20 protein-coding genes are annotated in these 25,676 nt (G+C 42.6%); 11 read left to right on the top strand and 9 right to left on the bottom strand.

Annotation, left to right across the window (positions count from 1 at the left end; genetic code table 11):
- Window positions 1-228 (top strand): hypothetical protein (locus A4S05_RS42600; RefSeq protein ID WP_218107955.1); only part of this gene is annotated, 228 nt, incomplete at its 5' end.
- 548 nt (window positions 229-776) lie between these two features.
- Here the strand turns inward: A4S05_RS42600 and A4S05_RS17135 are convergent.
- Window positions 777-1,904, bottom strand: a complete 1,128-nt coding sequence (locus A4S05_RS17135) for a HAMP domain-containing protein (RefSeq protein WP_069071009.1) — start codon at window positions 1,902-1,904, stop codon at window positions 777-779.
- Window positions 1,905-1,906: 2 nt separating this feature from the next.
- A complete protein-coding gene (locus tag A4S05_RS17130) occupies window positions 1,907-2,176 on the bottom strand; it encodes a response regulator transcription factor (RefSeq protein ID WP_069071008.1) in 270 nt (89 codons plus the stop codon).
- A gap of 321 nt (window positions 2,177-2,497) precedes the next feature.
- On the opposite strand from A4S05_RS17130, the gene A4S05_RS17125 reads away from it, so the two are divergent.
- A complete protein-coding gene (locus A4S05_RS17125) occupies window positions 2,498-3,691 on the top strand; it encodes a Coenzyme F420 hydrogenase/dehydrogenase, beta subunit C-terminal domain (protein ID WP_069071007.1) in 1,194 nt (397 codons plus the stop codon).
- A 99-nt stretch (window positions 3,692-3,790) separates the two neighbouring features.
- On the opposite strand, the gene A4S05_RS17120 is transcribed toward A4S05_RS17125, so the two are convergent.
- Both A4S05_RS17120 and A4S05_RS17115 read right to left on the bottom strand, forming a co-directional pair.
- Window positions 3,791-5,731 (bottom strand): ABC transporter ATP-binding protein, encoded by a 1,941-nt coding sequence (locus A4S05_RS17120; RefSeq protein WP_069071006.1) that lies wholly within the window; start codon window positions 5,729-5,731, stop codon window positions 3,791-3,793.
- Window positions 5,732-6,434: 703 nt separating this feature from the next.
- On the bottom strand, window positions 6,435-6,797 hold the full coding sequence (locus A4S05_RS17115) for a hypothetical protein (protein ID WP_069071005.1): 363 nt from the start codon (window positions 6,795-6,797) through the stop codon (window positions 6,435-6,437).
- Between the two features lie 560 nt (window positions 6,798-7,357).
- On the opposite strand from A4S05_RS17115, the gene A4S05_RS17110 reads away from it, so the two are divergent.
- A complete protein-coding gene (locus tag A4S05_RS17110) occupies window positions 7,358-8,416 on the top strand; it encodes a DMT family transporter (protein ID WP_069071004.1) in 1,059 nt (352 codons plus the stop codon).
- Between the two features lie 318 nt (window positions 8,417-8,734).
- On the top strand, window positions 8,735-9,391 hold the full coding sequence (locus A4S05_RS17105; RefSeq protein WP_069071003.1) for an HAD family hydrolase: 657 nt from the start codon (window positions 8,735-8,737) through the stop codon (window positions 9,389-9,391).
- 207 nt (window positions 9,392-9,598) lie between these two features.
- Here A4S05_RS17105 and hisC read toward each other — a convergent pair whose 3' ends face one another.
- Entirely contained in the window at window positions 9,599-10,663 is a 1,065-nt protein-coding gene (gene hisC, locus A4S05_RS17100) for a histidinol-phosphate transaminase (protein WP_069071002.1), read from the bottom strand.
- A 661-nt stretch (window positions 10,664-11,324) separates the two neighbouring features.
- Here hisC and A4S05_RS17095 point away from each other — a divergent pair.
- On the top strand, window positions 11,325-12,122 hold the full coding sequence (locus A4S05_RS17095; protein ID WP_069071001.1) for a sulfite exporter TauE/SafE family protein: 798 nt from the start codon (window positions 11,325-11,327) through the stop codon (window positions 12,120-12,122).
- Window positions 12,123-12,172: 50 nt separating this feature from the next.
- On the opposite strand, the gene A4S05_RS17090 is transcribed toward A4S05_RS17095, so the two are convergent.
- Window positions 12,173-12,835 carry a cadmium resistance transporter gene (locus A4S05_RS17090; protein WP_069071000.1) on the bottom strand — a complete coding sequence of 221 codons (663 nt, stop codon included), beginning with the start codon at window positions 12,833-12,835 and terminating at the stop codon, window positions 12,173-12,175.
- 610 nt (window positions 12,836-13,445) lie between these two features.
- Here A4S05_RS17090 and A4S05_RS17085 point away from each other — a divergent pair.
- The gene (locus tag A4S05_RS17085; protein WP_069070999.1) at window positions 13,446-14,171 is read left to right on the top strand and encodes a cadmium resistance transporter; all 726 of its coding nucleotides are present in this window, start codon (window positions 13,446-13,448) and stop codon (window positions 14,169-14,171) included.
- Between the two features lie 61 nt (window positions 14,172-14,232).
- Here A4S05_RS17085 and cysK read toward each other — a convergent pair whose 3' ends face one another.
- Together cysK and A4S05_RS17075 are read right to left on the bottom strand one after the other, a co-directional pair.
- On the bottom strand, window positions 14,233-15,195 hold the full coding sequence (gene cysK / locus A4S05_RS17080) for a cysteine synthase A (protein WP_069070998.1): 963 nt from the start codon (window positions 15,193-15,195) through the stop codon (window positions 14,233-14,235).
- An 18-nt stretch (window positions 15,196-15,213) separates the two neighbouring features.
- Window positions 15,214-15,696 (bottom strand): RrF2 family transcriptional regulator, encoded by a 483-nt coding sequence (locus A4S05_RS17075; RefSeq protein ID WP_069070997.1) that lies wholly within the window; start codon window positions 15,694-15,696, stop codon window positions 15,214-15,216.
- 211 nt (window positions 15,697-15,907) lie between these two features.
- Between A4S05_RS17075 and cysE the strand changes: the two genes are divergently transcribed.
- From cysE to A4S05_RS17050, 5 genes are all read left to right on the top strand, one after another.
- On the top strand, window positions 15,908-16,621 hold the full coding sequence (gene cysE, locus A4S05_RS17070) for a serine O-acetyltransferase (protein ID WP_069070996.1): 714 nt from the start codon (window positions 15,908-15,910) through the stop codon (window positions 16,619-16,621).
- 184 nt (window positions 16,622-16,805) lie between these two features.
- The gene (locus A4S05_RS17065) at window positions 16,806-20,765 is read left to right on the top strand and encodes a PAS domain S-box protein (protein ID WP_069070995.1); all 3,960 of its coding nucleotides are present in this window, start codon (window positions 16,806-16,808) and stop codon (window positions 20,763-20,765) included.
- Entirely contained in the window at window positions 20,762-22,387 is a 1,626-nt protein-coding gene (locus tag A4S05_RS17060) for a hybrid sensor histidine kinase/response regulator (protein WP_069070994.1), read from the top strand. Before A4S05_RS17065 ends, A4S05_RS17060 begins: the two co-directional genes overlap by 4 nt.
- Window positions 22,388-22,548: 161 nt before the next feature.
- Window positions 22,549-22,908, top strand: coding sequence for a VOC family protein (locus A4S05_RS17055; protein ID WP_069071010.1), 360 nt, complete (start codon window positions 22,549-22,551; stop codon window positions 22,906-22,908).
- 132 nt (window positions 22,909-23,040) lie between these two features.
- Complete coding sequence (locus A4S05_RS17050) at window positions 23,041-24,348, top strand: recombinase family protein (protein ID WP_069070993.1); 1,308 nt, start codon at window positions 23,041-23,043, stop codon at window positions 24,346-24,348.
- Between the two features lie 151 nt (window positions 24,349-24,499).
- Here the strand turns inward: A4S05_RS17050 and A4S05_RS17045 are convergent, their stop codons facing one another.
- The gene (locus A4S05_RS17045) at window positions 24,500-25,468 is read right to left on the bottom strand and encodes an arsenic resistance protein (RefSeq protein ID WP_069070992.1); all 969 of its coding nucleotides are present in this window, start codon (window positions 25,466-25,468) and stop codon (window positions 24,500-24,502) included.
- Between the last annotated feature and the right edge of the window lie 208 nt (window positions 25,469-25,676).

The following is a 25,676-nucleotide window of genomic DNA, read 5'->3' as shown; positions in this document are numbered from 1 at the left end:
GAGTCTTTGGTAGCTTTAGGATTTGCTAAAGCCGGATGCTTGGTTAACTTGCTTGTCCGGTTTGTCGGGGGGAAAGGGATAGAAATATCCCTGCCCTACCCATTAAACTTTAATTTCATCACCGATTGCCACCAATGCCTTTACGATCACATCGCCCCGAAAGGGGATGGAAACGGATTTTTTCATAAATATAAGCAGTTAAAAACAAACCTCCCTTTACGAGCGTGATGCGTAAAACCCCCGTATTTTTAATCGGGGGATATAAGCGAACGGCTGAATTTATTCAGCATTGGCGAAAAGCCCAAAATTGCGTTAATATGAACAGATGAGCGGTAATTCGCACACAAAAAGCCAAGTAGGTCTAGCGGACAGTTCCTGATCCGGAACCCTGGGGGCTAACCCAAAATCTTGTATAACTAATAACTGGGAACCAAGAAACGAGTTTTTTAAACTGCGCTTCATTAAACGCTGCGGGATACTCAGTGTAGGCTTGTGGAGGGTAAAGTCACTAGGCTCCCCGTGAAGCAAGAATCCCCGAATTATAAATTCGGGGAGTGTCAAGATCACGAAGACGCGATTTATCGCGTCTATTGCTCAACCGAACAATACTAGGATGTGGTTTTTCAAATCATCCATATTTGGTCTTTCTTCTCAATTCAAAAATCCTAATGTCTTTCCCCTCGCGGGGACGGAAAAAATTGATATGATCAGTCAGATCGATCGCACTGGGAAATACTTGCTAAAGTTTTTTCCCCTTTCCCCGAACCGTATTCCTTCTACTCTCCGCACTCATCATTTTCTACGAGATTTGCTTGGGTGGAACGTAATTCTTCTAACGCCAATTCTAAACAGTGATTTTTCTCATCTAACTCCCGCGTCCGTTCGCGCACCTTCTTTTCTAGCACCTGACTGTATACTTCTAGCTGTTCGTTAGCATCCTTTTGGGCTTTGATGAGTTGCTGAACTTCCTGGATAAGACGATTGAGAGAAGTCGCTAAGATGCCAACTTCATCATTAGTTGTGACTGGTGCTTGTAAATCGAAATTAGATTCTTCTGTAACCTGTTGGGCAATATGGGTGACAGCTTGAATGGGACGGGCAATGGCGCGACTGGTGTAAATTGCTAATAATGTGGCGATCGCAATTGATAGTGACAGGCTACCAACTATAATGTATAAACGTAACTTTTCCGCCGTTTGTAGTTCCTGTTTTGCTTGCTGATACTCCTCGGCTGTAACTTTCACAAGCTTGCTGATGTCATTGAGAAAGTCATCCATCAAAAAAACCGACGAGCCATGCATAAAATTAAACAATTGACTTTGTGCTGTCTTAATCTGGCTCGGTGATAAATTATTGGGATTATTCTCTTTAAAAAAAGCTTCTGTGCGCTGTAAATAAGCACTAAAACCTTGATAATTCTGCAACAACGGGTAAACTGTTTTCTGCCCACTTCCAGAACCATACATGGTGGGCTTGTTAATGGTGTAATTTGCTGTTAATTCAAACCAAACTTGTCGGGCTTCGGCAACATGCTCAAGTAATTGAGTGTAATTTTTTCCCCATAGCTTAGGTCTATCCATGTAGAGAATCAGCTGGTGTTGAGTTGTGCGGACATAAAACACACTCGTTTTTAGTTGAGACGCTTGATATAACTCTTCAAATGCAGCTTCTTCCCGTTTGTGCGCCTTCTGCTTATAATGATCTGCAATTATAAAACCCATAGTAGTTCCCAGCACGGCGATGCTCACAAGCAGCGCATATCCAATACCGATCTTTTGACCAACCTTCAAATAACTAAACCAATGTCTAGAAATACTTGTATGTCCAGTGAGATTATTTGATAGTTGCAAGCGGTTATTTGATTGCTTAGAAGTCAGTTTATCGAACTTACTGTGCTGTTTCATACTCAACCACGACTTAGATGGATTTTAATTCGTTCCAGCAAGTCACTGAAGCGAAATGGCTTGGTAATATAGTCATTTGCTCCATTTTTGAATGCGATCGCTCTTTTGCGATCATCTTTACGAGCTGTGATGATGATAATGGTTAGTGTCTCTCCCTGTCTACGAATTTCTTTTATTACCGTGCAGGCGCTTTCACACAAACAAAAACCAGCACAAATAATTTTTCGGAAAATTCCCGAAAAATAACCAAAGTCAACAGCATAGTACCGCAAGGCGTAATTCGTAATGACGCTCGATGACTCGCTAACGTAATTCGTAATTAATTGTTTGCAAGGGTTTCAGACATTTAAAATGGTGAGACTAGCGCGGTCTTCCCCCATGAGCGACTGCGAACCCGTTAGCGCAGCGTTAGCGAGTCTTCGAGCGTCAGGGGTGGCTTATTTACGCCGTGCTGTACTAGTCTGAATCCCCATTCCCCATTCCCCAGTCCCCAATCCCCAATCCCCAACCCCCAGTTCAATCTCTATCGTCAAGTGCATAGCCAGTGAAGGTATTGTAATAAAAGCGATTCCTGGATAAAACAAAAAGTTTATATGACCTCAGTTTCTCCTCACAAAAAAGCCAGAGCCTTAAAACCTACCAGTCGCCGCCCTGCAAAAGAACTCTGTAGCGAGTGCGGACTATGTGATACATACTATATTCATTATGTCAAGGAAGCCTGCGCTTTTATTAATCAGCAAATAGGCGAACTTGAAGCAGAAACCCATACGCGATCGCGCCATCTCGACAACCCTGATGAACTCTACTTTGGTGTTCACCAAGACATGATGGCAGCGCGGAAACAACAGCCCATCGAAGGCGCACAATGGACGGGTATTGTTAGCAGCATCGCCATTGAAATGCTGAATCGCGGCTTAGTTGAAGGTGTGGTGTGTGTGCAAAACACTAAAGAAGACCGTTTTCAACCCATGCCCGTCATAGCTCGTACCCCAGAAGAAATACTAGCAGCACGGGTAAATAAACCAACACTTTCCCCAAACCTTTCGGTGTTGGAACAGATAGAAAAATCTGGAATGAAGCGGCTGTTGGTAATTGGTGTTGGTTGTCAAATTCAAGCATTACGAGCCGTAGAAAAACAACTTGGCTTAGAAAAGTTGTATGTTTTGGGTACGCCCTGCGTAGACAATGTTAATCGCGCCGGACTGCAAAAATTCTTAGAAACCACCAGCCGATCGCCTGATACAGTTGTGCATTATGAATTCATGCAAGACTTTCGGGTTCACTTCAAACATGAAGATGGCTCATCTGAAACAGTGCCTTTCTTTGGCTTGAAGACCAACAAACTCAAAGATGTCTTTGCCCCATCCTGTATGAGTTGTTTTGATTACGTCAACTCCCTTGCAGATTTAGTCGTTGGCTATATGGGCGCACCCTTCGGCTGGCAATGGATTGTAGTCAGAAATGACACTGGCAAGGAAATGCTGGATTTGGTGAAAGACCAGTTAGACACTCAACCAGTGACATCTAAAGGCAACCGGAAAGAAGCTGTACAGCAAAGTATTCCTGCTTACGATAAAGGCGTTACCCTCCCGATGTGGGCAGCAAAACTGATGGGTGTAGTGATCGAAAAAATTGGCCCCAAGGGTTTAGAATATGCGCGGTTTTCCATTGATTCTCACTTTACCCGGAATTATTTGTATGTGAAGCGAAATCATCCAGAAAAATTAGAAGCGCACGTTCCAGATTTTGCCAAGCGTATTGTGGAGCAATATAAGTTACCAGAATAAATTGGGGCATTGGGATTAGGGGAGAGGTGACAGGTGATAGGTAATAGGGAATAATCTGTACCCTGTAACCTGTACCCTATTCCCTTCTTTACTCCCCAATCAGTTATAACTACTAGCTTGACGAGTAAACATCAAGTGATACTGTCCGCCTAGTTCCATGAGTTCGTCATGAGTACCTACCTCGATAATTTGACCGTGTTCTAGTACTACTACTCGGTCTGCTAATTTTGCTAAGGCAAGGCGATGGCTGACTACAACAGCTATTCTTCCCTTCGCTAAAGTACGCAAAAGATTGTAAATCTCATGTTCTGTTTTCGGATCAAGGTTCGCTGTTGGCTCATCAAGTATGAGGAGTTCGGCTGGAGACAGTCGCAACAAAGCACGAGCGATCGCTAATCTTTGCCATTGTCCCCCAGATAAATCAATACCGCCTTCTAGCTGTTTGCCTAAAAGGGTTTCTAAACCTTGATCGAGGTTTTGAATAACTCTAGCTAAACCAGCCTCAGCGATCGCTTCCGTAATAGCGGCATCATCCTGCATTTTCGGTAAATCGCCAAAGGCAACATTCTCCCGCACAGTAGTCGGAAAACGAGCGTAATCTTGCATGACTACATCAATCCGCGATCGCAATTCTTCTAATGGAAGCGATCGTAAATCCTGCCCATTCCAAATAATCGCACCTTGGCTAGGATCATAAAGGCGACATAATAGCTTTGCTAATGTCGTCTTGCCAGCACCATTCTCACCCACTAATACAATCATCTCGTTGGGGTGAATCGTCAGATTGATGTTTTTCAGGATTGAGCGATCGCTGTTGGGATAGGTAAAGGAAAGATTTTTGAGAGAAATGCCTGTCTGCGATGGTTCATAATCAGTTGTATTCAGACGCGATAAAGCTTGCTGATGATGATTCCCATTTCTTTCAAAGTTCTTATTATTAGCAGCTAATTCCCCGACTTCTCCCCATGCCTTTGTGACTGACTTTGATTGCAACTCTGGATTAGAACAGGACAACTGCGGCTCTAACTCCAAAAGCTGGAAAATGGGGGTTGTTGCCAGTGCAATATTATATAACTCTGATCCCCCAGACATCAGATTCTCCAAACTCCGACGCACTTCCAAAATTACCCCAGTGTAAAGTGCTAAATCCCCTAATGTATGGGTTCCACCTAGCACTCCCTGGACTACGTATATATATGGCAACGCCAAACCGAAACCACTTAATAAAGACCAGCCAATAACCGCTGTTGTCCCCCGACGGCGGATCTGTTCCATTGCTCTAAAAATGGTACGGTAAAGTCCGTGCCAGCGTTCTAACAATAAGGATTGCAAACTAAACAAGCGTATTTCTTTGGCGTATGTCTCCCCAGTTAAAACCGTTTTATATAAGTTCATTTCTCGAAGAACACTTGCTTGGGTTTTTTCTATCCTCCAAGCTTGCTTACGGTATTTCATCTGCACATACATCACAGGGGTAACGCAGCTAAATAAAATGATTGGTACCCACCAAGCAAGGGACATCGAAAGCAGTATGGCTGGAATGAAGATGAAAATTCCCTCTAACAGCGTCACAAGCCTGAGACAAAGCTCTGGAAGTCTTTGCACTCCCTTTTCGGACAACTGCACCAAATTGAGCAAATCGGGTGTTTCAAACAGGGCAATATCTTCAAAAGTGGCAACCTTCTCAATCACTTGTCCTTGGGCGAAGCCGAGAATGCGATCGCGTAGGGAAGTATATACAAAAGCATTGATGTTAGCGATCGCATCACTCACCAAATTTACCAGCAGTGAACCTGCAATACTGGAGAGTAGCAGCGGTTGAGAAAGTATCAAGGCGATCGCATTCTGCGTTGTCCCGGCGCTCAATAAGCGGGTTATTTCATCAATAATTACCTTGTTGAGCCAAATGGCGATCGCTGGGCCTGCACCAGCCACTAAAGTCAATATTGCGACATAGCGTAGCTCCTTTGGAACTACCTGCATCACCGTTGCCACACTCCGGCGAAATGCTTGGAATGGAGAAATTTCAATTATTTGCATATATTTTAAAGTAGCAAATAATAGCAAAATTCCTAGACAGACGTTGTGATCTGAATGGCACTAAGAAAAACCCAAAAGCTTGTGTCGTCTTGTTCCCAGCCTCCAGGCTGGGAATGTATTTAAAAGAGGCTCTGCCTCAATTCAAGCTACTGGAGGCGGAGCCTCCCAGAATGGATTCCCAGCCTGAAGGCTGGGAACCAGTCAGAACAAGGGCTGTATCTTTTCTTAGTGCCATTCTGTGATCTCAATGTCATTAACGAACTTTAGGGGTTTAAGTCCTAGCTTTTGAAGGGCATCACGTTTTGATACCTAAGCTAAATCCCCGGACGCTCTCTACGAGACGCTAAAAGCGAACGCAGACTCCTAACACAAAACGTCATTGCGAATTGGTTTAATTTTCCACCCAGTCCCCAATCCCTAATCCCCAGTCCCTTATACAGCACTTTAGGAACAAAAATAAAAAAAGGTTAAAAGACAAAAGTAAAAAGAAAATTTCATCTCTTTTCCTTTGCCGTTTAACCTGATTCTGCAAAAACTTTAATGCTTTATTTGTTAAGGATTCAATCAGATTTATGCTATGTCGCAACGCACAGCCACAGACGTTTATGCTGTTCCCAGCTTGTTGTTAAACATCGCAACCTAGATGTAATCAAATTGCTCCTCTGGTTTTAGCAAAATATTAATTAGAAAGTGGATTTACTATTTACTTCACTTCACTGGGTTCAAACTTAGTCACCTTACCTTTTTTCACGGCAACAATCACATCGTAGTGTGAACAGTAAGCAAATGTGACATTATTGGCTTTGTTATAAAGGTTAACTACGTGACCTGCACCACCTGGCTGGATACCGATTGGCTCCAAGTCAGTAAAAAAGAAACGACGCAGTTGATCGCCACTACCAATCTGACCTTTATTCTTAGTGAGCAAGTCTATTTTCTGTGCTACAGACAATTCTTCGGCTGCTGAGGCCTGCACTAATAACGGATTGATCGCTTTTAATGGTGCGTCCCAAACTGTGAAAAAACCAACCAAAGCAACACTTGTAAGTAGGGATGCGAGTTTCATTTGCTACTTCTCTTTTTTGTTTTATCCTGAACATCCAAAGCATCTCAGGAAGGAGTGAGAGCTTATTGAAACTTGACCACTATTTTCATGAATTTATCCCTTGAGAAAATTTAGTTAATTCTCAGCAATTTCTCAGGCAATGATGAGGCCTCTTGCATAAATCAAAAATAAGAAAGAACCCCACCCCGCCCAAGCTATGCTTTGTCTCCCCTCCCCGCAAGCCTACGGTGTACACACAAGTCCTAAAAACCTAGCTTGATAAGCATTTCCTCGTTCCCAGTCTCCGACTGGGAATGCATTCATTGAGTCTCTGACTCAATATCTGACTAGAGGCAGAGCCTCTAATCAGGCATTCCTATGCAGAGCATAGGAACGAGNNTTGTGTGTACACCGTAGCCCCGCAAGCGGGGAGGGGTTGGGGTGTTAGAAACTTTCGCAAGAGGTCTATGGTAGCTCAAAGTCACAGCATAATTTAAGTATTTTCTCAACAAAACCTCATTCTGAAGTGGATGAGGACAGCTTAATATAATGAGCAATGCTTTCATTGCAGTAGTGTTATTGTGACCAGACCTAGAAAACCACATCGCCTAATCCATAGAATTCCCGGACAAACATATCTTTGGCTAGCAATGCTAATTTTTGGAGCATCTAGTGCCGTTACCCGAAAGCTAACAGAAATTGGTGCTCAACATTTCATCGGCAATCGCAATCCAATTTCTTTGTGTAATGTTTTATTCGTGGGAAACCTTTGCGCCTTGATACTTTTGATCCTAATCTATGGGCGACAGTGGAACAAGGCTACTTTGAAGCAACTTTCAAGGAAGGATTGGGTCAGTCTGACAGCAGTAGCTATTTTATCGGGAGCATTGGCCCCTGGCTTAATTTTCCAAGCATTGGCACTCACAGGGGTGAACAATGTCATCTTGGTAGGACGCTTGGAACCGCCTCTAAGTCTGGCTTTATCAGTGTGGTTATTGAAGGAACGGGTAAATATTTGGGAATTTATCGGAGCGATCGCAGCCTTTATCGGCGTGATCCTAACTATTATCCTTCAGCCTCCAGGAGAAACCATGATAAATATGGGAGGTTTCGGTTTAGGCATAGGGGAACTTTTGGCAGCAGTGGGATCTGTGGTTATAGCTGTTTCTACGATTATTGGCAAAAAACACCTTTCGCAGATTCCTTTAGGAATCTATAGCATCTTTCGGACTGCACTAGGAACCGTAATCTTTTTCCTCATTGCTTTAGTCCTCTATGGCAGAGATCATTTCGCTGATGTCTTATCACCATTCTTGTGGCAGTGGATGTTTCTCTATGGTGGGTTGATTGTAGTGGTAGGCCAATCTTTTTGGATTAAAGGCTTGAAAACTTCTAATGTATCTACGGCTTCCTTAATTGGTTCATTTGGTCCAATTGTAGGCATCCTCGCAGCATATTTAATTTTGGGTGAAGCCCCTAACCTACCTCAATATATTGGCGGTAGCTTGATTTTAGTAGGCATATTCTTGAGCCAAGTTGGTACATGGCGTCAGACTTCTAAGAGAGTTGCATCTAGTAAGGTGAATTCTACTCCAGCACAGCAACAAGTAGAAAGTAGTATGGGATTCAAAGGAACTTAAAGGTTTCTAACCAAAAAGCGCAGCATTAGCGCCGTTTACTCCTCGTCTTGTAGAGAGCATCATTACAAAAAAGGCAGCTATGCTGAAGGTTAGGAGTATCAATTAAAACTAAAGTTTCACTCTTCTAAAGCCCAGTTCATAAAAAGAATGATACCGAGACGCACAGCGCGAAAGCGCGTAGCGGCACGAAGTGCGGTATAAAGCGTCCTTACTTCAATCCCACGTTTTTAAACGTGGGTTCCTCCTGCCTCCTGCCTTGTCTACGACACGCTGCGCGAACGACCTCCTGCCTCCTGAAGAATTACATTGAGATACAATATGCCTTCCTCCGCTGTCCTTTTTGATCTTGACGGGACTTTGACAGATCCTAAGCCTGGAATCACTGGTTGCATTCAGTATGCGCTCTCTGAACTCGGTTACAAATCACCGAATGCTGATGAATTGCATTGGTGTATTGGCCCCCCATTGAAAGACAGCTTTTCGCAATTACTCAACACCTTAGATGGCACTTTAATTGAACAGGCTATTCTACTGTATCGTCATCGCTTTGCCACCATTGGATTATTTGAAAACTCCCTTTATCCCCAAATTCCAGAAATCCTAAAAGCCATTCGTTTTGCTGGTTATAAAACTTTTGTTGCGACTTCCAAACCATATATTTATGCTACGCAGATTATTGAATATTTTGACTTATCATTGCTTTTTGATAGCGTTTATGGTAGCGAACTTGACGGAACCCGGAGCATCAAAGGCGACTTGATTCATCACATCTTAGTGATGGAAAATCTTTCATCTTCTAGTGTGGTGATGGTAGGCGATCGCTCACATGACATCATTGGAGCCAAACGCCATGACATCGCTTCCATTGGCGTAACCTATGGCTATGGAACTGAAGAGGAATTAAAAGCTCATGGTGCTGACTTCATTGCCCATTCTCCAAGTGATATTCTCAGACTTTTAGGGAATTGGGAATAGGGGACTGGGGACTGGGGATAGGGGATTGGGCAAGAAAATATGAGTAAGATTTGGTTGTGGTCTGATCCCCATCTAAATCTTTCCAGTCCCCAATCCCTAATCGCCAATCCCTAGTACAACACGGCGGAAATANNCCAATCAACGAAACCCTTATGCTGTCTTCATTTTTAATTTTTAATTTTTAATTTTTAATTCCGCCTTGCGGTACTAGTCCCCAATCTCTAACAAACAAATTAGTGCCTCTACTAAAGCCTGATTTTGCTCATCAGTACCAACAGTGATGCGTAATTTATCATCTAGTCCAGGTTGCTTGAAGTAGCGGATTAAAATTCCCCGTTCCTTCAGTTTTTGATAAAGATATTCTGCGTTTCCCTCTTTTGGCTGTGCCAGCAAAAAGTTAGTTTGGGAATCCCAAATATGAAAACCTAATTGTTTCAAGTCTTTTGCCAACTTAATCCGTGATGCCTTAATCTTTGCTATACAAGCATTTTTATAAGTTTGATCGGTAATAGCAGCCGTGCCAATTGCACAAGCGATCGCATCAATGTTATAGCTATCCTTCACCTTAAACAATCCCTGCAACAGTTTGGGGTTCGCTACTCCAAAGCCCAATCGCAATCCTGCTAACGAGTATCCCTTAGATAATGTCCGAATCACGATGACGTTTTCGTATTCCTTCACCAAAGTCAATGCATTATTCTCTTCGGTAAAATCTATATAAGCTTCATCAATCACTAAAACTCCAGATAACTGGCTGGCTAATTTTCGCAAGTCATCTGTTGTCACTACATGCCCCGATGGACTATTGGGCGACGCAATAAATGTCACAGCCCCATTGGCAGCAACTAGTTCTTCCAAAGGTAAGCTGTAGTCTTCGCTGTAGGGAATCTCAAGAATTTCCGCTGCTTGCATTTCTGTTAATGTGCGATATAGGACGTAAGTTGGCATCGGGTAAACAACTTTCTTCCCCGGTTCTGCACAGGCTCGAATGATTACACTCAACAATTCGTCACTGCCATTTCCGACAATAATCCAATCACTAGGAACTCCTAAAACTTTACTTGCAGCTTGTCGGAACTCCCCACCGAAAGGTTCTGGATACCGGCGTAACCACTCACCATCGATATTTCGTAACACAGCTAATGCTGCTGGGGAAGGAGGATAGGGGTTTTCGTTGCTGTTAAGTTTTATGATCTGTGTGCCACGTTGAGGCTGCTCACCAGGAACATAGCTAGCCATTGCGTCAACATTAGAGCGAAAGTAATTGGTCATCTGACATTAGATATGAAGATATGAATTTCAGTAAATCGCCAAGCTTTGCTCAAGAGCGATCGCAAGCATAGGTAAATATCGTACTCATTTAGGTATTTTTTTAGCAACTAATTCCACAAGTCTCAACTGTTGTGGAGTCTTATCCAGATAATTGAAGGATATACAACGCGAATACGCTAGACGTTTAATCATGCTTACGAGTAAAATACGGTAAGTACATCGCTTTACCGGCTTTTACATGTAAAACCGCAGAAAAACCCGTTAGAAGTTGATTTTAGCAGAGCAACTGACCCATAAGCAGTTATCAAAGTCTGTTTCAGCTAAATGCTAAGTTGTCATGCTTACAAAAACTTTCAGACAGGTTTTAAGTTGTCCAGAAATCCTCTGCCCTAATTTTTAGCTGGATAACCTTTGTGTCACTCATCCCTTGAGAAACACAATAACTTGCCATGACTAGCTCTGTTTACCACTGGGCTATCGTTTGGCTGACTTGATCTCTTTAGCTGACTTTCAGTTCTAGCTGCTCGTAGTTAAGTCAGTGAACAGTTATCAAAGCTTTGTTGGGGGATTTAAACCTTAACTGAAACTGCTCACTTATAGAAGTCGAAGCCTCAACAGGACTCTGATAACTGATAACTAATTGTTGAAACCCCCAAAGAGTATGCACTATTTATTACTACCGTTCTTAAGCTTTTTTGTTGGCATCATCGTTGGTTTAACAGGAATTGGCGGAGCCTCTCTCATCACCCCAATGTTGATTTTTGTCTTTCAGGTTCCGCCTTCCATCGCTGTGAGTTCTGATGTTGTGGCTGCCACATTGATGAAGATTGTTGGTAGCATCAAGCATTGGGAACAGAAAACCCTTGACACAGAAGTTGTCAAATGGCTTGCATTTGGGAGTGTTCCAGGTTCGCTGTTCGGGGTGGGAATTTTGCACTTCATTAAACGTACAGGTGAATATAACCTGGATAACATCTTGCTCCGTTTACTTGGCGGGATGATTTTGCTAGTCACAGTGTTAGCACTAATGCAATTGTTGTTATTGACTTTTTTCCCAAAATTTAATTTACCCGAACTGCCAAAGTTAGATTTAGAAACTAACTTTGGTCGCTTCCTAACAATCGCTTTGGGAGGAATTTTAGGCTGTTTCGTCGGTCTAACTAGCGTCTCATCAGGTTCAATGTTTGCTCTAGTGCTGATTGGGTTTTTCCGCCTTGATGCACGGAAATTAGTGGGTACAGATATTTCGCACGCAGCGATTTTACTGCTGTTTACAGCCCTTGGTCATCTCAGCTTAGGAACAGTTGATTGGAGTTTGGTACTACCTATATGGTTAGGCTCTGTACCAGGAGTGTTACTAGGTGCTAAAATCTGCCAGATAGCCCCACAACGCCCACTACGGTTTATTATTTATGCGATCTTGATGATGGTAAGTTGGAAATTAGTTCATCAGGTATAAGCAATTTGAGATTTTCAATCCAAAATCCAGCATTCAACATCCACAATTGATTAACTTCTCACCCAAGGTAGTAGAGTAAATGTGCCTCGTTCATACATAATGAACAGACCCAAGGCAATTAACACAAAAGGTACGACAGCTTGACCGTAGCGACTTAAAATATTAGCAATGGTAGGTTGACGGCTTAAAAAATAAGCGATCGCACACCAAACCCCTACCATGATAAAAAATATACCTAAAATTACTCCCAAACTGGCAAGATCCTGACCAGCGAACAAAGGGATATATATACTGATATTGTCACCACCATTTGCGATCGTTACTGCTGCCACTTTATAGGTTTGGGGATGCAAAACGCTCAAAATAAAAGATAATACTGGGTTAGTTGGTGTGGACTGTCTAAAATCACTGCTAACTGTCTGAACTGATATAGTTTCTTCTTTTCTAGATACTAATTGTTCAATCCCAATTGCTACTGGTAGCATTCCTAATAATCCTATCCATTCTCGCTGTACAATCAAACCACCAAAAAAGCCTGGTAAGCTAGCGATGATAATGGCTGCAAAACCTAGATATTGACCGAGTAAGATATGCCGTCGCCGAAAATTAACATCTACTTGTGAAAAAAATATTAACAAGATAAAGATGTCATCTATGTTAGTGGCGATGAAGGCAATTATCCCTTCACTGAAGGCTGTCCCTAGGTTACTCATCCTGGATTTTTAGAAACTATGATTTATCACCATACCAAATTAACTAATTCGTAATGACGCTCGTTCCTCGCTACTGCTACGCTAACTTAATTCGTCATTATTCGGGAAATCCTCACGCTTCTGGCACAACTTAGAGGTTGAATGAACAAGTGTTTCGCTATGACTTTAGGCACTTTAGATCCCCCCTAACCCCCCTTAAAAAAGGGGGAACCGGAGTCAAAGTCCCCCATATCGGGGGATTTAGGGGGATCTAAAACTTTTGATACCGACAAGAGGACTTTTCAAACAACCTCTTAGATTTAAAATTACATATAGGACTCATATTTGATTTCTGAAAAAACTCAGTACAACTAATACCAATTCTTTATGAAGCTGCATAGAATTCGATCCCCCCTAGCCCCCCTTAAAAAGGGGGGAATTCAAAGTCCCCCTTTTTAAGGGGGATTTAGGGGGATCAAGATATGTGCAACTTCACATTAAATTGGTATAAGAAGCCTTCTTGACTGTTGCCTGTAGCAAGATTGCCTGTCTACGCAAATTCGTTCTGAAATCAAAGCGGATTCCTATAGTAATTATTACTGACTCCTCAATTCTTCTTTATCATATAAATATGGATGAGTTAGTTACTGCAATTACTACAGGGGCAATTGCGTTCATTGCCACTAACATTGATGATATTGTCATTCTATTATTATTTTTTTCTCAAATAAGTGCTAAGTTTCGCCCCCGACATATAGTTGCTGGTCAGTTTCTCGGTTTTACAGTTCTGTTAATCCTTAGTCTTCCGGGTTTATTTGGTGGGTTAGTTTTATCAAAAAACTGGATTGGATTACTTGGTTTACTACCAATGTCCATAGGTATCAGTAGCTTAGTAAATCGGGAAGAAGATTCATCAAAAGATGTTGTAGTGGAAACAGAAGATGCTGAAACATCAACAATTACTAGCTTTTTTTCTCCCCAAGCTTATAGTGTGGCAGCCGTTACAATTGCCAATGGTAGCGATAATATTAGTGTCTACGTGCCTTTATTTGCTAGCAGTAATTTAGAAGACTTTGTGGTAATTCTCGGAATATTTTTTCTCTTGTTAGGACTTTGGTGCTACGCTGCATACAAATTAACTAACAATAGAGTAATAGCTGATGTATTGACTCGCTACATTAATAGTCTTGTGCCTTTTGTTCTTATAGGATTAGGGGCTTTTATCGTATTAAAAAGTGAAGCTTTGAGCTTAATAAAGCTAGCTGCTAGTGGTGTCTGTTTGATGATTTTAGTGAAAAATAATGAAAGTACCGATGAAATTGGTGAAAATTCTAGTAAAAAACCAAGCCAATTTTAGATTTTGATTTAGCTCAAAAAACTAAAATCTAAAATCTAAAATCTAAAATTGGTATTGGGAATCAAACTTTACTCAACCACTCATTCTCTTCTGGGTCTTTGAATAGTGAGGTGCTGAGGTAGCGTTCACCGAAGCTAGGCTGGATCATCACGATTAGGCGACCTGCATTTTCTGGCCGTTGTGCTACTTGAATAGCGGCGTATAAAGCAGCGCCAGTAGAAATCCCCGATAGTAATCCTTCTTCTTTTGCTAGACGACGGCTGTAAGCGATCGCTTGCTCATCCGCTACCTGAATCACTTCATCTACCACATCTGGACGGTAAATTGCTGGGATAAATCCCGCACCAATACCCTGAATTTTGTGAGGCCCTGATTTACCACCTGCTAATACCGGACTGTTGGTTGGTTCAACTGCGATCGCTTGAAAACTCGGCTTCCGTTTTTTAATAACTTCTGAAACTCCCGTAATTGTCCCACCAGTACCCACTCCCGCCACCAGAATATCTACCTCTCCATCGGTATCATCCCAGATTTCTTCGGCTGTGGTTTCAGCGTGAACTTTCGGGTTAGCTGGGTTGCGGAACTGCTGCAACATATAAGCATTGGGCGTTTTAGCTACAAGCTGCTCCGCATGAGCGATCGCTCCTCGCATCCCCTCTACCCCTGGCGTTAACTCTAATTGAGCGCCATAAGCTTTGAGCATGGATCGTCTTTCGTGGCTCATTGTGTCAGGCATCGTTAGAATAAGATGGTATCCCTTGGCAGCCGCCACCATCGCCAGCGCAATTCCTGTATTTCCAGAAGTCGGCTCTACTAAAACAGTTTTTCCAGGGTGAATCAAACCTGCTTCTTCTGCCACTTCCACCATACTCGCGCCAATCCGGTCTTTCACAGAAGATGCTGGATTCATGCTTTCTAGCTTCACCACAATCCGAGCAACCGCTCCTGAAGCTTGGGGAATTTTATTTAATTGAACTAAAGGAGTTCGTCCGATTAACTCTGTGATATCTTTCGCTATCCGCATGTGGGTACTCCCTCGTGACTAAATATAATACATCGGGCTTTTCTGGGCGCGAGTTTCTCTTTCCTCGCACAAATCTTGGAGTGTATAACGACCCAAAACTTCAATTGAGGCAGCGTTAGCTTGCTCCCAAACTTCATAAATCAGAGTCTTTTCCAGAGTCGGAGAGTCAGAGGTATCTTTCTCTTTCCGCTCACCTTCAAGCAAAGTGATAATTTCCAGCAGTGTAATCTGCCAAGGTTCACGAACTAAAACAAAACCTCCTTTAGAGCCGCGTTGACTCTGCACCACACCAGCACGCCGGAGGTTGGTCAAAATTTGTTCCAAATAGCGTTCAGGTATGGGTTGCTTGGCAGTGATCTCGCTCATGGTTAGAGGAAGTTTTTTGCCGTGGTGGCTTGCCAGTTCTAAGAGTGCCAGCAGCGCGTATTCCACTTTGGAAGACAGATCCAAGAGAGCGTAGTTTTGGCTATTCAAGACTGTACTCAATATACTACGGTGAATTGAGGGACTTATCGCAGTTTATGCGAAATTAATTTTTTCCAAGTGTGGAATGTGGTAGCATCCCACTTACTACCCCAAAACACTATATCCTATCGATTTACCGTAGATTGTTATTTTACACAATTCCCATAAATAATTTGATCTTTTTGTGGGAATTATTCTGAGTTTCTGTTTTCAGAGCCTTACTTACCAACAAAAATCTCAACAGAGTATGCTACTAACTGATTTGCGAACCATTTTTGAGCGTGATCCAGCAGCACGTAACTGGCTAGAAGTATTGTTCTGTTACCCTGGACTCCAAGCCCTAATATGTCATCGATTGGCACACTGGCTGTACAAAATTGGAATTCCGTTTATACCAAGGTTTATTTCTCATATCAGTCGGTTTTTCACCGGGATTGAAATCCATCCTGGGGCATTAATTGGCCAGGGAGTGTTCATTGACCACGGGATGGGAGTAGTGATTGGTGAGACTGCGATCGTGGGCGACTATGCTTTGATTTATCAAGGTGTCACCCTTGGCGGGACTGGGAAAGAAAGCGGCAAACGCCATCCGACTTTAGGCTCTCATGTAGTTGTGGGAGCGGGTGCAAAGGTATTGGGAAATATTCAAATTGGCGATCGCGTCCGGATAGGAGCCGGTTCTGTGGTGCTACGAGATGTACCCAGTAATACTACTGTAGTTGGGATTCCAGGGCGCGTGACTCGTCAGAACAACCTGTCTAGTAATGCTCTGGATCATGATAAAGTCCGCGACGTAGAAGCTGAAGTAATCGGTGCTTTATTTGAACGCGTCAAGTCTCTAGAGAAACAGTTCGAGCAGTTGGAACAATCAAGTTTGTCCTCAACTGAGCTTTACAACAAGCCTAAAAGCAAAAATTCTGATGGGATGATTGAAGATTTTCTTGATGGTGCGGGAATTTAATTTATCCTTTTCTGTCACTTTCCGGAATAAGCAAGTAGTTCAGGAGCTAAATCATCCAGAAGCATAACAGGGTTTAAATTGATTTATTGCTGCAATTAAATGATTGAATCCCAGTAACAAATGTGAATTAGGGAAAAGACTTAACCAGGGATAAATTTAGGTTAACAGCTATCAATTACAGCTAATGCAGCAGCTAAAACAGCTACAGGAACAACAAAAGTTAATTGGAGCGATCGCTCTTGATATTCACAAATCCTTGAAGCTTCAAGATATCCTCGCCAAGAGTGTTCAAGAAGTCCGCCAGTTACTCAAGTCTGATCGCGTGCTGGTGTATCAATTTACTCATAAGATGCGGGGTAAGGTCGTAGCAGAGTCGGTTTTACCCCAATGGATACCAACTTTGGGACTGGAAATTGAAGATACCTGTTTTCAGCAAAGCCAAGAGGAAGAATACCGCCAAGGAAAAATCTGGGCAGCGACGAATATCTACGAAGCGGGTTTAAGTGATTGCTGTATTCAACTTTTGGAACAGTTTCAGGTGAAGGCGAATTTAGTTATCCCTATTCTGTTAGAGAGCCAGAAGACTCCCGCAGTTGAACTCTGGGGACTATTTATTGTGCATCAATGTTCTGCACCCCGACAATGGCAGACATTTGAGGTGGAATTTTTCAACCAACTGAGGGTGCAACTAGCGATCGCTATTCAACAAGCCCAACTCTACCACAACCTCCAAACACTCAATGCCGAGTTAGAAGCCAAAGTACAGGAACGCACTGCCAAATTGCAGGAAAGCGATCGCCGTTTTTACGCTATCTTCAATAACACCTTCCAATTTACAGGACTGCTAACGCCAGATGGCATTTTACTGGAGGCTAACCAGACTGCGCTCAGTTTTGGCGGAATTAAGCTTGAAGATGTGATCAATCGTCCTTTTTGGGAAGCACACTGGTGGACAATTTCACCCCAAACTCAAGAAGAATTAAAACAAGCGATCGCCCGTGCATCTCAAGGGGAGTTTGTCCGCTATGAAGTTGATGTTCTCGGTGCAAATAACCGAGTCGCAACAATCGATTTTTCACTACGTCCGCTACAAAACGAGACGGGTCAAGTTATTTTGTTGATTCCAGAAGGGCGAGATATCACTGAACGCAAAGCAACCGAATTAGCCTTGCATGAGCGTGAAGTGATGTTGTACTTGATTGGAGATAATCTACCCAATGGAGCAGTTTATCGGGTGATCCGCGAATTGGATGGTAGCGATCGCTTTTCCTACTTGAGTGGGGGAATTGAAAGACTAACGGAAGTTAAGACCGAAGATGCACTCAGAGATTCATCTCTGCTTTATCGCCAGTTTATCTCAGAGGACATTCCCCGCCTACAGACAGCCCTTAAAGAATCCCGCCTGAATCTATCTGTGTTAGATATTCAGCTGCGAATCCGAACGCCTAGTGGTCAACTCAAATGGTTGCATTTTCGCTCTACGCCACGTCAGATAAAGGATGGGCGTATAGCTTGGGATGGACTGGTGGTAGATGTCACCGATCTCAAGCGCACTGAAGAAACACTACGCAAAAGTCAAGCTTTGCTAGAAGAATCCCAGCGAGTTGCTTGCCTTGGTAATTGGGAATTTGAACTTGGTAGTGGCAAAATTACCTGGTCGAAGGGGCTTTTCGACCTCTTCAATCGAGAACCCGCACTTCTTGAGCCGAACTATGAAGAAAATCTGCAATTGTATCACCCTGAAGATCGGGAGAAATTGCACCAAGCTGTTGAGCGAGCGATCGCCACTGGTGAGTCCTACAAAGAAATTCTCCGTGTACCCCAGATAGATGGTTCTAATCGCTATTTCGAGGGTATTGGACATACAGAATTCAACGCCGATGGACAGGTGATTCGCCTTTATGGTACTGCCCAAGATGTTACCGAACGGGAAGTTGCACTAAGCGATCGCCAAAAAGCTGAAGCAGCCTTAGCCAAAAATGAAGAACAATTGAGGCTAACCTTGGAATTTAACCACATCGGTCTTTGGGATTGGAATGTTCAAACAAGAGAAGTCCTCTGGAACGACAACCATTTTCGCTTGCTAGGGTTGGAGCCAGAAACATTAACTGCGAAGTACCAGCTATGGCGTAATTCCATTCATCCAGAGGATGTTGACCGAGTTGAGCAGACTTTACTCAACGCCCTAGCACAACATACTAATTATGAAGCTGAATATCGAGTAATTTACCCCGATAGCAGTGTTCACTGGCTCACTGGGAAAGGGCGCGGCGTCTACAACGAAGCAGGCGAAGCTGTAAGGATGCTGGGTGTGATCATTGATATTACTGATCGCAAACAAGCCGAAGCAGCGTTAAGAGAAAGTGAAGCCAGATTCCAGGCATTTATGAACAACAGCCCGGTACTAGCTTGGATAACTGATACAGATGGGCGTGTACTTTACTTAAATCAAACATACCTGCGGACATTTAAATTACTACCCGAACAGGTGATTGGGCAATCCATTTCTGACCTCTACCCAGATGAAATTGCTCGGCAGCATTTCGATCACATTCGGACAGTCACACAGACAAATCAGGTACTTGAGGCGATCGAAGTTGCTCCTCGACCAGACGGCAGCCTTGGTGAATTTTTGGTATATAAGTTCCCGATTCTGGGATTTTCTGCACAAAAGTTAGTCGGTAGGGTGGCGATCGACATCACAGAACGTAAGATATTGGAACGAGAACTGGCTCACAAGCAAAAGTTATTGGATGCCTTTATCAATAGCGCACCCGTTGGTATAACCATTCTTGATCGAGAACTGCGTTTCTCATTTATTAATGAAGCATTAGCAGAAATTAATGGCATTCCCACAGCAGCACATATTGGCAAAACACTGCGGGAGATTGTCCCCGATTTAACACCAAAGCTGGAGCAGGTATTGCAACATGTTTTGACAACAGGTGAACCGATTTTGGATGTGGAGATCACTGGAGAAACTCCAAAACTCCCCGGTGTGATTCGGACTTGGCTAGCTTCCTACTTTCCGATTCAGTCTGAAGTCGATGAACCCATTAGTATAGGCATTGTTGTAGTTGAAACCAGCGATGTCTACGACGAGCTTCGCTTACGCAAACGTGCTGAACAGATGTTAGAACTGCAAGCAGTAATCACCCGCAACATGGCGGAGGGAATTTGCCTAGTTCGTGCTACAGATGGCGTGTTTGTCTACACCAATCCTAAATTTGAGCAGATGTTTGGCTATGAACCTGGTGAATTAATTGGTCAGCATGTGTCAATTGTCAACTACGGTGATGAACGTACTACACCTCAAGAAGTTAATCAAGCGATTAAAACTGCTGTTATTCAACACGGTGAAGCAACCTATGAAGTTCAGAATGTTAAAAAAGATGGCACTCCATTCTGGTGTAGTGCGACCACTTCCGTTTTTGGGCATCCTGAGTATGGAAGCGTCCTTGTAGCTGTCCAACAAGATATCACCGAGCAAAAACAAGCAAAGGAAAAAATCAAAGCCTCTCTGAAAGAAAAGGAGGTATTACTCAAAGAAATTCACCATCGTGTGAAGAATAATTTAGGAATTGTCAGCAGTTTGCTGCAAATGCAGTGCAGACGGACAGAAGATCCTGTGGTGAGAGCAATTTTGCGCGATAGCCAAAACCGCATTGCTTCCATTGCCCTAGTTCATGAAAAACTGTACCGCTCTGAAGACCTCGCTGATATTGATTTCGCTCAATACATTCCAGATTTAACAACTCATTTATTTGATTCCTATAACGTTAATTCCAGCCAGATTCAACTAAACATTCAAGTTGATAATGCTAGCCTCGACATCGAAACCGCGATTCCTTGTGGCTTGATTATCAATGAATTGGTTTCCAATGCTTTGAAATACGCCTTTGCTGGTAATCGTGGGGGGGAAATTGAGGTTAAGTTTTATCAAGAGCCTGAGAGTATTTTGATACTCATTATTCGAGATAATGGTATTGGTTTACCTGAAAATTTTGATAGAAAGAAAGCTAAAACGCTGGGTATAACTCTTGTCCAGGGTTTAGTCAAGCAACTGAGGGGAAAGCTTGAAATTGACTCTCAACAGGGAACACAGTTCAAAATTACTTTTGCAAATAGCCGCGGACAAATATGATTAGTATCCCAGAAAATACACAGAGAAAAGAGATAGTTAGAATCCTTATTGTTGAAGATGAATATATTCTTGCTATCAACTTACAAGAAAGCTTGGAGTCTCTGGGGTATGTTGTTCTAGATATCACCGATTCCGCAGAAGGGGCAATTGCAAGAGCAAATAAATTACGCCCAAACTTGATTTTAATGGATATCAGGTTACGGGGTGAGATGGACGGCATCCAGGCAGCAGAGCAAATTTGGCATCATCTACAAATTCCTATTATCTACGTCACAGGTCATTCTGATAAAAACACTGTGGAGCGGGCAACGCTGACATCTCCCTTTGGATATATTATCAAGCCCATTAAAGAGCAAGAACTTTACGTTGCCATTCAAACAGCACTCAATCGCTACAATCGCGAGCAATTTTTGAGTTCTGTGCTTAGAGGAATGGGTGATGGGGTAATTGTAGTAGATACTGAATTACATATTAAGTACATCAATCAGGTAGCTGAAGCCCTGACAGGATGGCGATGGAATGAAGCTAAGGACAAAATATTAACTGAAGTTATCAAACTCATTGACGAACAAACTCAGTTTCCAGTAGAAAATCCCATTATCGCAGTCCTCAAACAAGAAACTTTTATATATCTAGGTAGTGGCGTCCTACTAGTTGCTAAAGATGGGACAACTATACCAATAGCTGATAGTGCTACTCCCCTGAGAAATAATAGCGGTGTAATTACAGGAGCCGTATTAGTTTTTCGGGATGACACGCAACGACGGTTAACCGAAGAACGCAATCTTGCAGCGGAACGTGCCCAACAACTAGAAATTCAAGTGGCAGAACTCCAACGGCTGAACCAGTTGAAAGAGGATTTTCTGGCAACCACTTCTCATGAAATGCGAACACCCTTGTCAAACATCAAAATGGCCATCTCCGTACTAGAAAATATTCTTGACCAGCAGGGCGTTTTAAATTTAAAAGCACTTTCTCCGTCTGAATCTGTAGCCCGCTACTTAACTATTCTGCGCGATCAGTGCGAACAAGAACTAGATTTAGTAGATAATTTGTTGCATATGCGAATGATTGATGCAGATGTCTACCCGTTGGAATTAACTTCAATTCAACTTCAAAACTGGCTGCCTCATGTTGCCGAATATTTTCAGGAACGCGCTCAAGCTAGGCAACAGTCGTTTAAAGTTAGTGTTTCTCCAAATTTACCACCTTTAGTTTCAGACTTGGCTAGCCTGACCGAAATTATCTCAGAGTTACTCAACAATGCTTGTAAATATACTCCGCCTGATGAAGAGATTGCAGTCGATGTTCAGGTAATTTACACCCCAAAAAGTCTCAGAAATGAGGGTGCTGAATCTGGTGTATTAGATAATCTTCAAGTTCCCTACTTTCAAATCACAATTAGCAATTCTGGGGTGATAATCCCAAAACAAGAACAATCTCGAATTTTTGAGCCGTTTTACCGAGTTCCTCAAAACGATCGCTGGCAACAAAGCGGCACAGGATTAGGTTTAACATTGGCTAAGAAGTTAGTGAAATATCTTCAAGGCACGATTGAAGTTACCAGTTCTCAGGGCTGGACAACATTTACAGTTAAACTGCCGTTAGTCATTGGTGATTAGTCTTGGTCATTGGTCATTGGTCATTGGTCATTGGTCATTGGTCATTGGTCATTGGTCATTGGTCATTGGTCATGGTTATTCTTCTTGTCCCCCTTGCCCCTTCCCCCAAAGAGTTCAAACTACGTCAAAATTTAAATAAACGCGATCGCATCTTACCGGCAATGCAGATTATCCAAAGTCTCCATACAGCGATTCTTGTGACTGACTTAGAACGCTCCGAAAACTTTTATGGCAAAGTATTGGGATTATCTAAAATAGATCGTTCCCTGAAATACGCTGGTGCATGGTATCAAGTCGGTAACTACCAACTTCACCTGATAGTTGCACCTAATGTCCCCACAGAAAACCCAAACGAAAAATGGGGGCGCAATCCCCACATTGCTTTCTCCGTTGCTGACTTAGACACCGCCAAACAGGAATTGCTCAATCATAATTATCCCATTCAAGCCAGCGCCTCCGGTCGCCCTGCCCTGTTCACTCAAGACCCTGATGGCAATATCATCGAGTTGAGTCAGCAGTAAGGGGGAGCAGGGGAAGCAGGGGGAGCAGGGGAAGAAAACTAATGACAAATGACAAATGACCAATGACAAATGACCAATGACAAATGACCAATGACAAATGACCAATGACAAATGACAAATGACAAATGACAAATGAAAATTATTGCCTACTCTTACACAGATCCGTTATTAGAATCTTCTCCCGATCAAGCTGATTGGGGATGGGAGGTGGATCGGGTTTATGAAGATTTGGGCAAGCAAAAGTCTTCTGGACGATCGCAATTACAACAATTATTCACCGATTGCCAAACTGAACCAGCAGATTATCTCCTGATTCGTCGGTTGGAAGAATTAGGGGATACTGTAGAGGAAATTAGCGATCGCTTGAATGAACTCGAAGTGATGGGAATCGCAGTCATCGCTACTGAACAGCCCTACACTTCCGAAAATTACCCTCTGGGCGCTGACTTACTGAATTTGCTACACGCAATCCAACGTCAACAACGTAGTCGTCGCATCCGTCAAGGACATGCCCGTAATCGTCTTGAGGTTGCACCGCCACCGGGCAAAGTTCCCTACGGCTACCGCAGAGGTAAAGGAAAATATACCATTGACCGCAGTACTTCACCAGTGGTCAAGGATTTTTTTGAACACTTTTTACTCTATGGTTCCCTGCGGGGTTCAGTTCGCTACTTGGCGAAAAAATACAGCAAAAAAATCTCTGTGACCACAGGAAGACGCTGGCTAACTAACCCAGTTTATCGCGGTAATACAGCTTACCAAAATGGCGAAATTATCTCCAATACCCATATTCCGATAATTTCTAAGGAAGAAGCAGCCCAAGTTGACCGACTTTTACGCCGTAACAGCCGTTTACCATCCCGAACTGCTAGTGCTAGGCGTTCTTTAGCTGGGTTGGTTGTCTGTGCTGAGTGTCAGTCACATCTGACAGTTACTCGTGTCACCCAACGCAATCAAGATAAGGAGTATCTTTATTTACGTTCTACTAGCTGTCCTCAACGCCCCAAGTGTAAGGCTATTCCCTATCAAGAGGTTTTAGAACATACAATTGAAACGGTTTGCCGTGATTTACCCTTAGCTGTAGCGGGGATGAACTTTCCCCAATTGGATGCAGTGAAGAATAGTTTAGGACAAGCGATCGCTCGTCAGCAAGAAATACTTGCTCAGTTACCCGCTTTAATCGAAACTGGAATTTTAGATGCCGAAACAGCAAAGTTAAGAGCTTACAAACTCCGCACAGAAATTTCTGAACTCGAAGCAAAGTTGGCAACTCTCCCCCCAGTTAACTTGCGTTCTGTTGCTCAAGCTGTTTCGATACCACAATTTTGGTTAGATTTGTCGGAAACAGAGCGACGATTTTACTTTCGAGAATTTATCAGGCAAATTGAGATTGTTTTTCAGAATAAAGAATTAAAACTACAAGTTATTTTTATTTTTTGAAGAATAATTCCGAACAAGAAAGTGGGCATACCCTGCGGGGAACTTTCTACATACCCGCCACTAATGATAGATCACAAAATTTTCATTTCGATAATGTTAAGATATTCGCTTTAAAAGTCAAGCTGAATATGCAATTGTAACGCAAATTTAGCTATTTTTCCATCTGAGAATACCGCCCTTTATGACGCAGAAAGAGCAACAACTGCGAGACTAGCACCATGACCGGCAGTTCGATAAGTGGTTCAATAGCCAAAACAAGGGTAATCAAAGGACGATCAGGAAAAACAGATGTAGCGATCGCCAATGCAAGAGGTGAATTGCGGGCAAGTGTTGTACAACTGAAACAAGCAAAATCCTCGTAACTAAAGTTGCCGAATCGTGAGATTACTTGAGTCAGCAAAAAGGTAATTACATAGAAAACAAGGATAGATGGTAACATTTTTAGCAGTACATCTGGACGCTGAATTAGGGTTTGCCCTTGCGAGGCAAATACTGCTGTAATTGCCAAACACAGAAATAGCGTTTGCCCTGCTGCTATCTTCAATGGAATTTCACGCCAAAACCCGTTTACCTTTGGTATTAACCACTTAGCGATAAACGCTAAAAGCATAGGAACAACTAAAACCAGTGCAATGCTTTCGAGAAAAATCGCTGTATCAATCTGCACCAATTTTCCAACAAAAACTAACAGATAGACGGGAAGGAGAACCACTTGCAAGATCATATTCCAAGGAAGTAAGGCTGTAGCCAAAGCAACATTTCCTTTGGCAATCCCTGTAAAAATGAGATACCAGTCAGTACAAGGTGTAACCATCAGCATAATTAGCCCAATCCGAAGATCGGGAGAGTTTCGTAGGAAAATAGCTCCCAATCCCCAAACAAAAACAGGTGTCCAAATAAAGTTAATTCCCAAAATCAATCCGGTCATCTTGTAGTTTTTAAATGCCTGACCAAAATGATTAATTGGAATATTTAAAAACACTCCATAGAGCATAGCCATCAAGGATGGAACAATTAGGAATGCAGAATTTTCTTCAACCCATTTAATTTGTCCTAATATCAGCCCAATTAAGATAGCAATAATAACAAATAAAGATTGGATTTTTTCAGTCAAGCTCATGTTGGGATTTCTCTATTAAGTCTTTCAATTTATTTTGTAATAAGAATTAAGAATTCAGGAGTCAGAATGGGCTAAACGCCCCGCTATCGCTAACAGTATGAATTCTGTACGAATGGGTGACGAATATTGGTTAAAACCATACTTCGTCCTGCTACGCGCTTTCGCCCCTTGTGGGCGAAAAAAGTAAAATATTCTCACCTTAAAACTC

This window comes from Nostoc sp. KVJ20 (genome assembly GCF_001712795.1).
Lineage (GTDB): Bacteria > Cyanobacteriota > Cyanobacteriia > Cyanobacteriales > Nostocaceae > Nostoc.
This window is presented reverse-complemented; position numbering and strand designations above follow the sequence as displayed.

Bases quoted from the DNA above. Each gene is read 5' to 3' on its own strand.
- cysE (WP_069070996.1), top strand. From the start codon at position 15,908: ATGCTACTAACTGATTTGCGAACCATTTTTGAGCGTGATCCAGCAGCA.
- A4S05_RS17050 (WP_069070993.1), top strand. From the start codon at position 23,041: ATGAAAATTATTGCCTACTCTTACACAGATCCGTTATTAGAATCTTCT.
- A4S05_RS17125 (WP_069071007.1), top strand. From the start codon at position 2,498: ATGACCTCAGTTTCTCCTCACAAAAAAGCCAGAGCCTTAAAACCTACC.
- A4S05_RS17115 (WP_069071005.1), bottom strand. From the start codon at position 6,797: ATGAAACTCGCATCCCTACTTACAAGTGTTGCTTTGGTTGGTTTTTTC.
- A4S05_RS17090 (WP_069071000.1), bottom strand. From the start codon at position 12,835: ATGAGTAACCTAGGGACAGCCTTCAGTGAAGGGATAATTGCCTTCATC.
- cysK (WP_069070998.1), bottom strand. From the start codon at position 15,195: ATGCGGATAGCGAAAGATATCACAGAGTTAATCGGACGAACTCCTTTA.
- A4S05_RS17135 (WP_069071009.1), bottom strand. From the start codon at position 1,904: ATGAAACAGCACAGTAAGTTCGATAAACTGACTTCTAAGCAATCAAAT.
- hisC (WP_069071002.1), bottom strand. From the start codon at position 10,663: ATGACCAATTACTTTCGCTCTAATGTTGACGCAATGGCTAGCTATGTT.
- A4S05_RS17095 (WP_069071001.1), top strand. From the start codon at position 11,325: ATGCACTATTTATTACTACCGTTCTTAAGCTTTTTTGTTGGCATCATC.
- A4S05_RS17120 (WP_069071006.1), bottom strand. From the start codon at position 5,731: ATGCAAATAATTGAAATTTCTCCATTCCAAGCATTTCGCCGGAGTGTG.
- A4S05_RS17065 (WP_069070995.1), top strand. From the start codon at position 16,806: ATGCAGCAGCTAAAACAGCTACAGGAACAACAAAAGTTAATTGGAGCG.
- A4S05_RS17060 (WP_069070994.1), top strand. From the start codon at position 20,762: ATGATTAGTATCCCAGAAAATACACAGAGAAAAGAGATAGTTAGAATC.
- A4S05_RS17105 (WP_069071003.1), top strand. From the start codon at position 8,735: ATGCCTTCCTCCGCTGTCCTTTTTGATCTTGACGGGACTTTGACAGAT.
- A4S05_RS17045 (WP_069070992.1), bottom strand. From the start codon at position 25,468: ATGAGCTTGACTGAAAAAATCCAATCTTTATTTGTTATTATTGCTATC.
- A4S05_RS17055 (WP_069071010.1), top strand. From the start codon at position 22,549: ATGCAGATTATCCAAAGTCTCCATACAGCGATTCTTGTGACTGACTTA.
- A4S05_RS17085 (WP_069070999.1), top strand. From the start codon at position 13,446: ATGGATGAGTTAGTTACTGCAATTACTACAGGGGCAATTGCGTTCATT.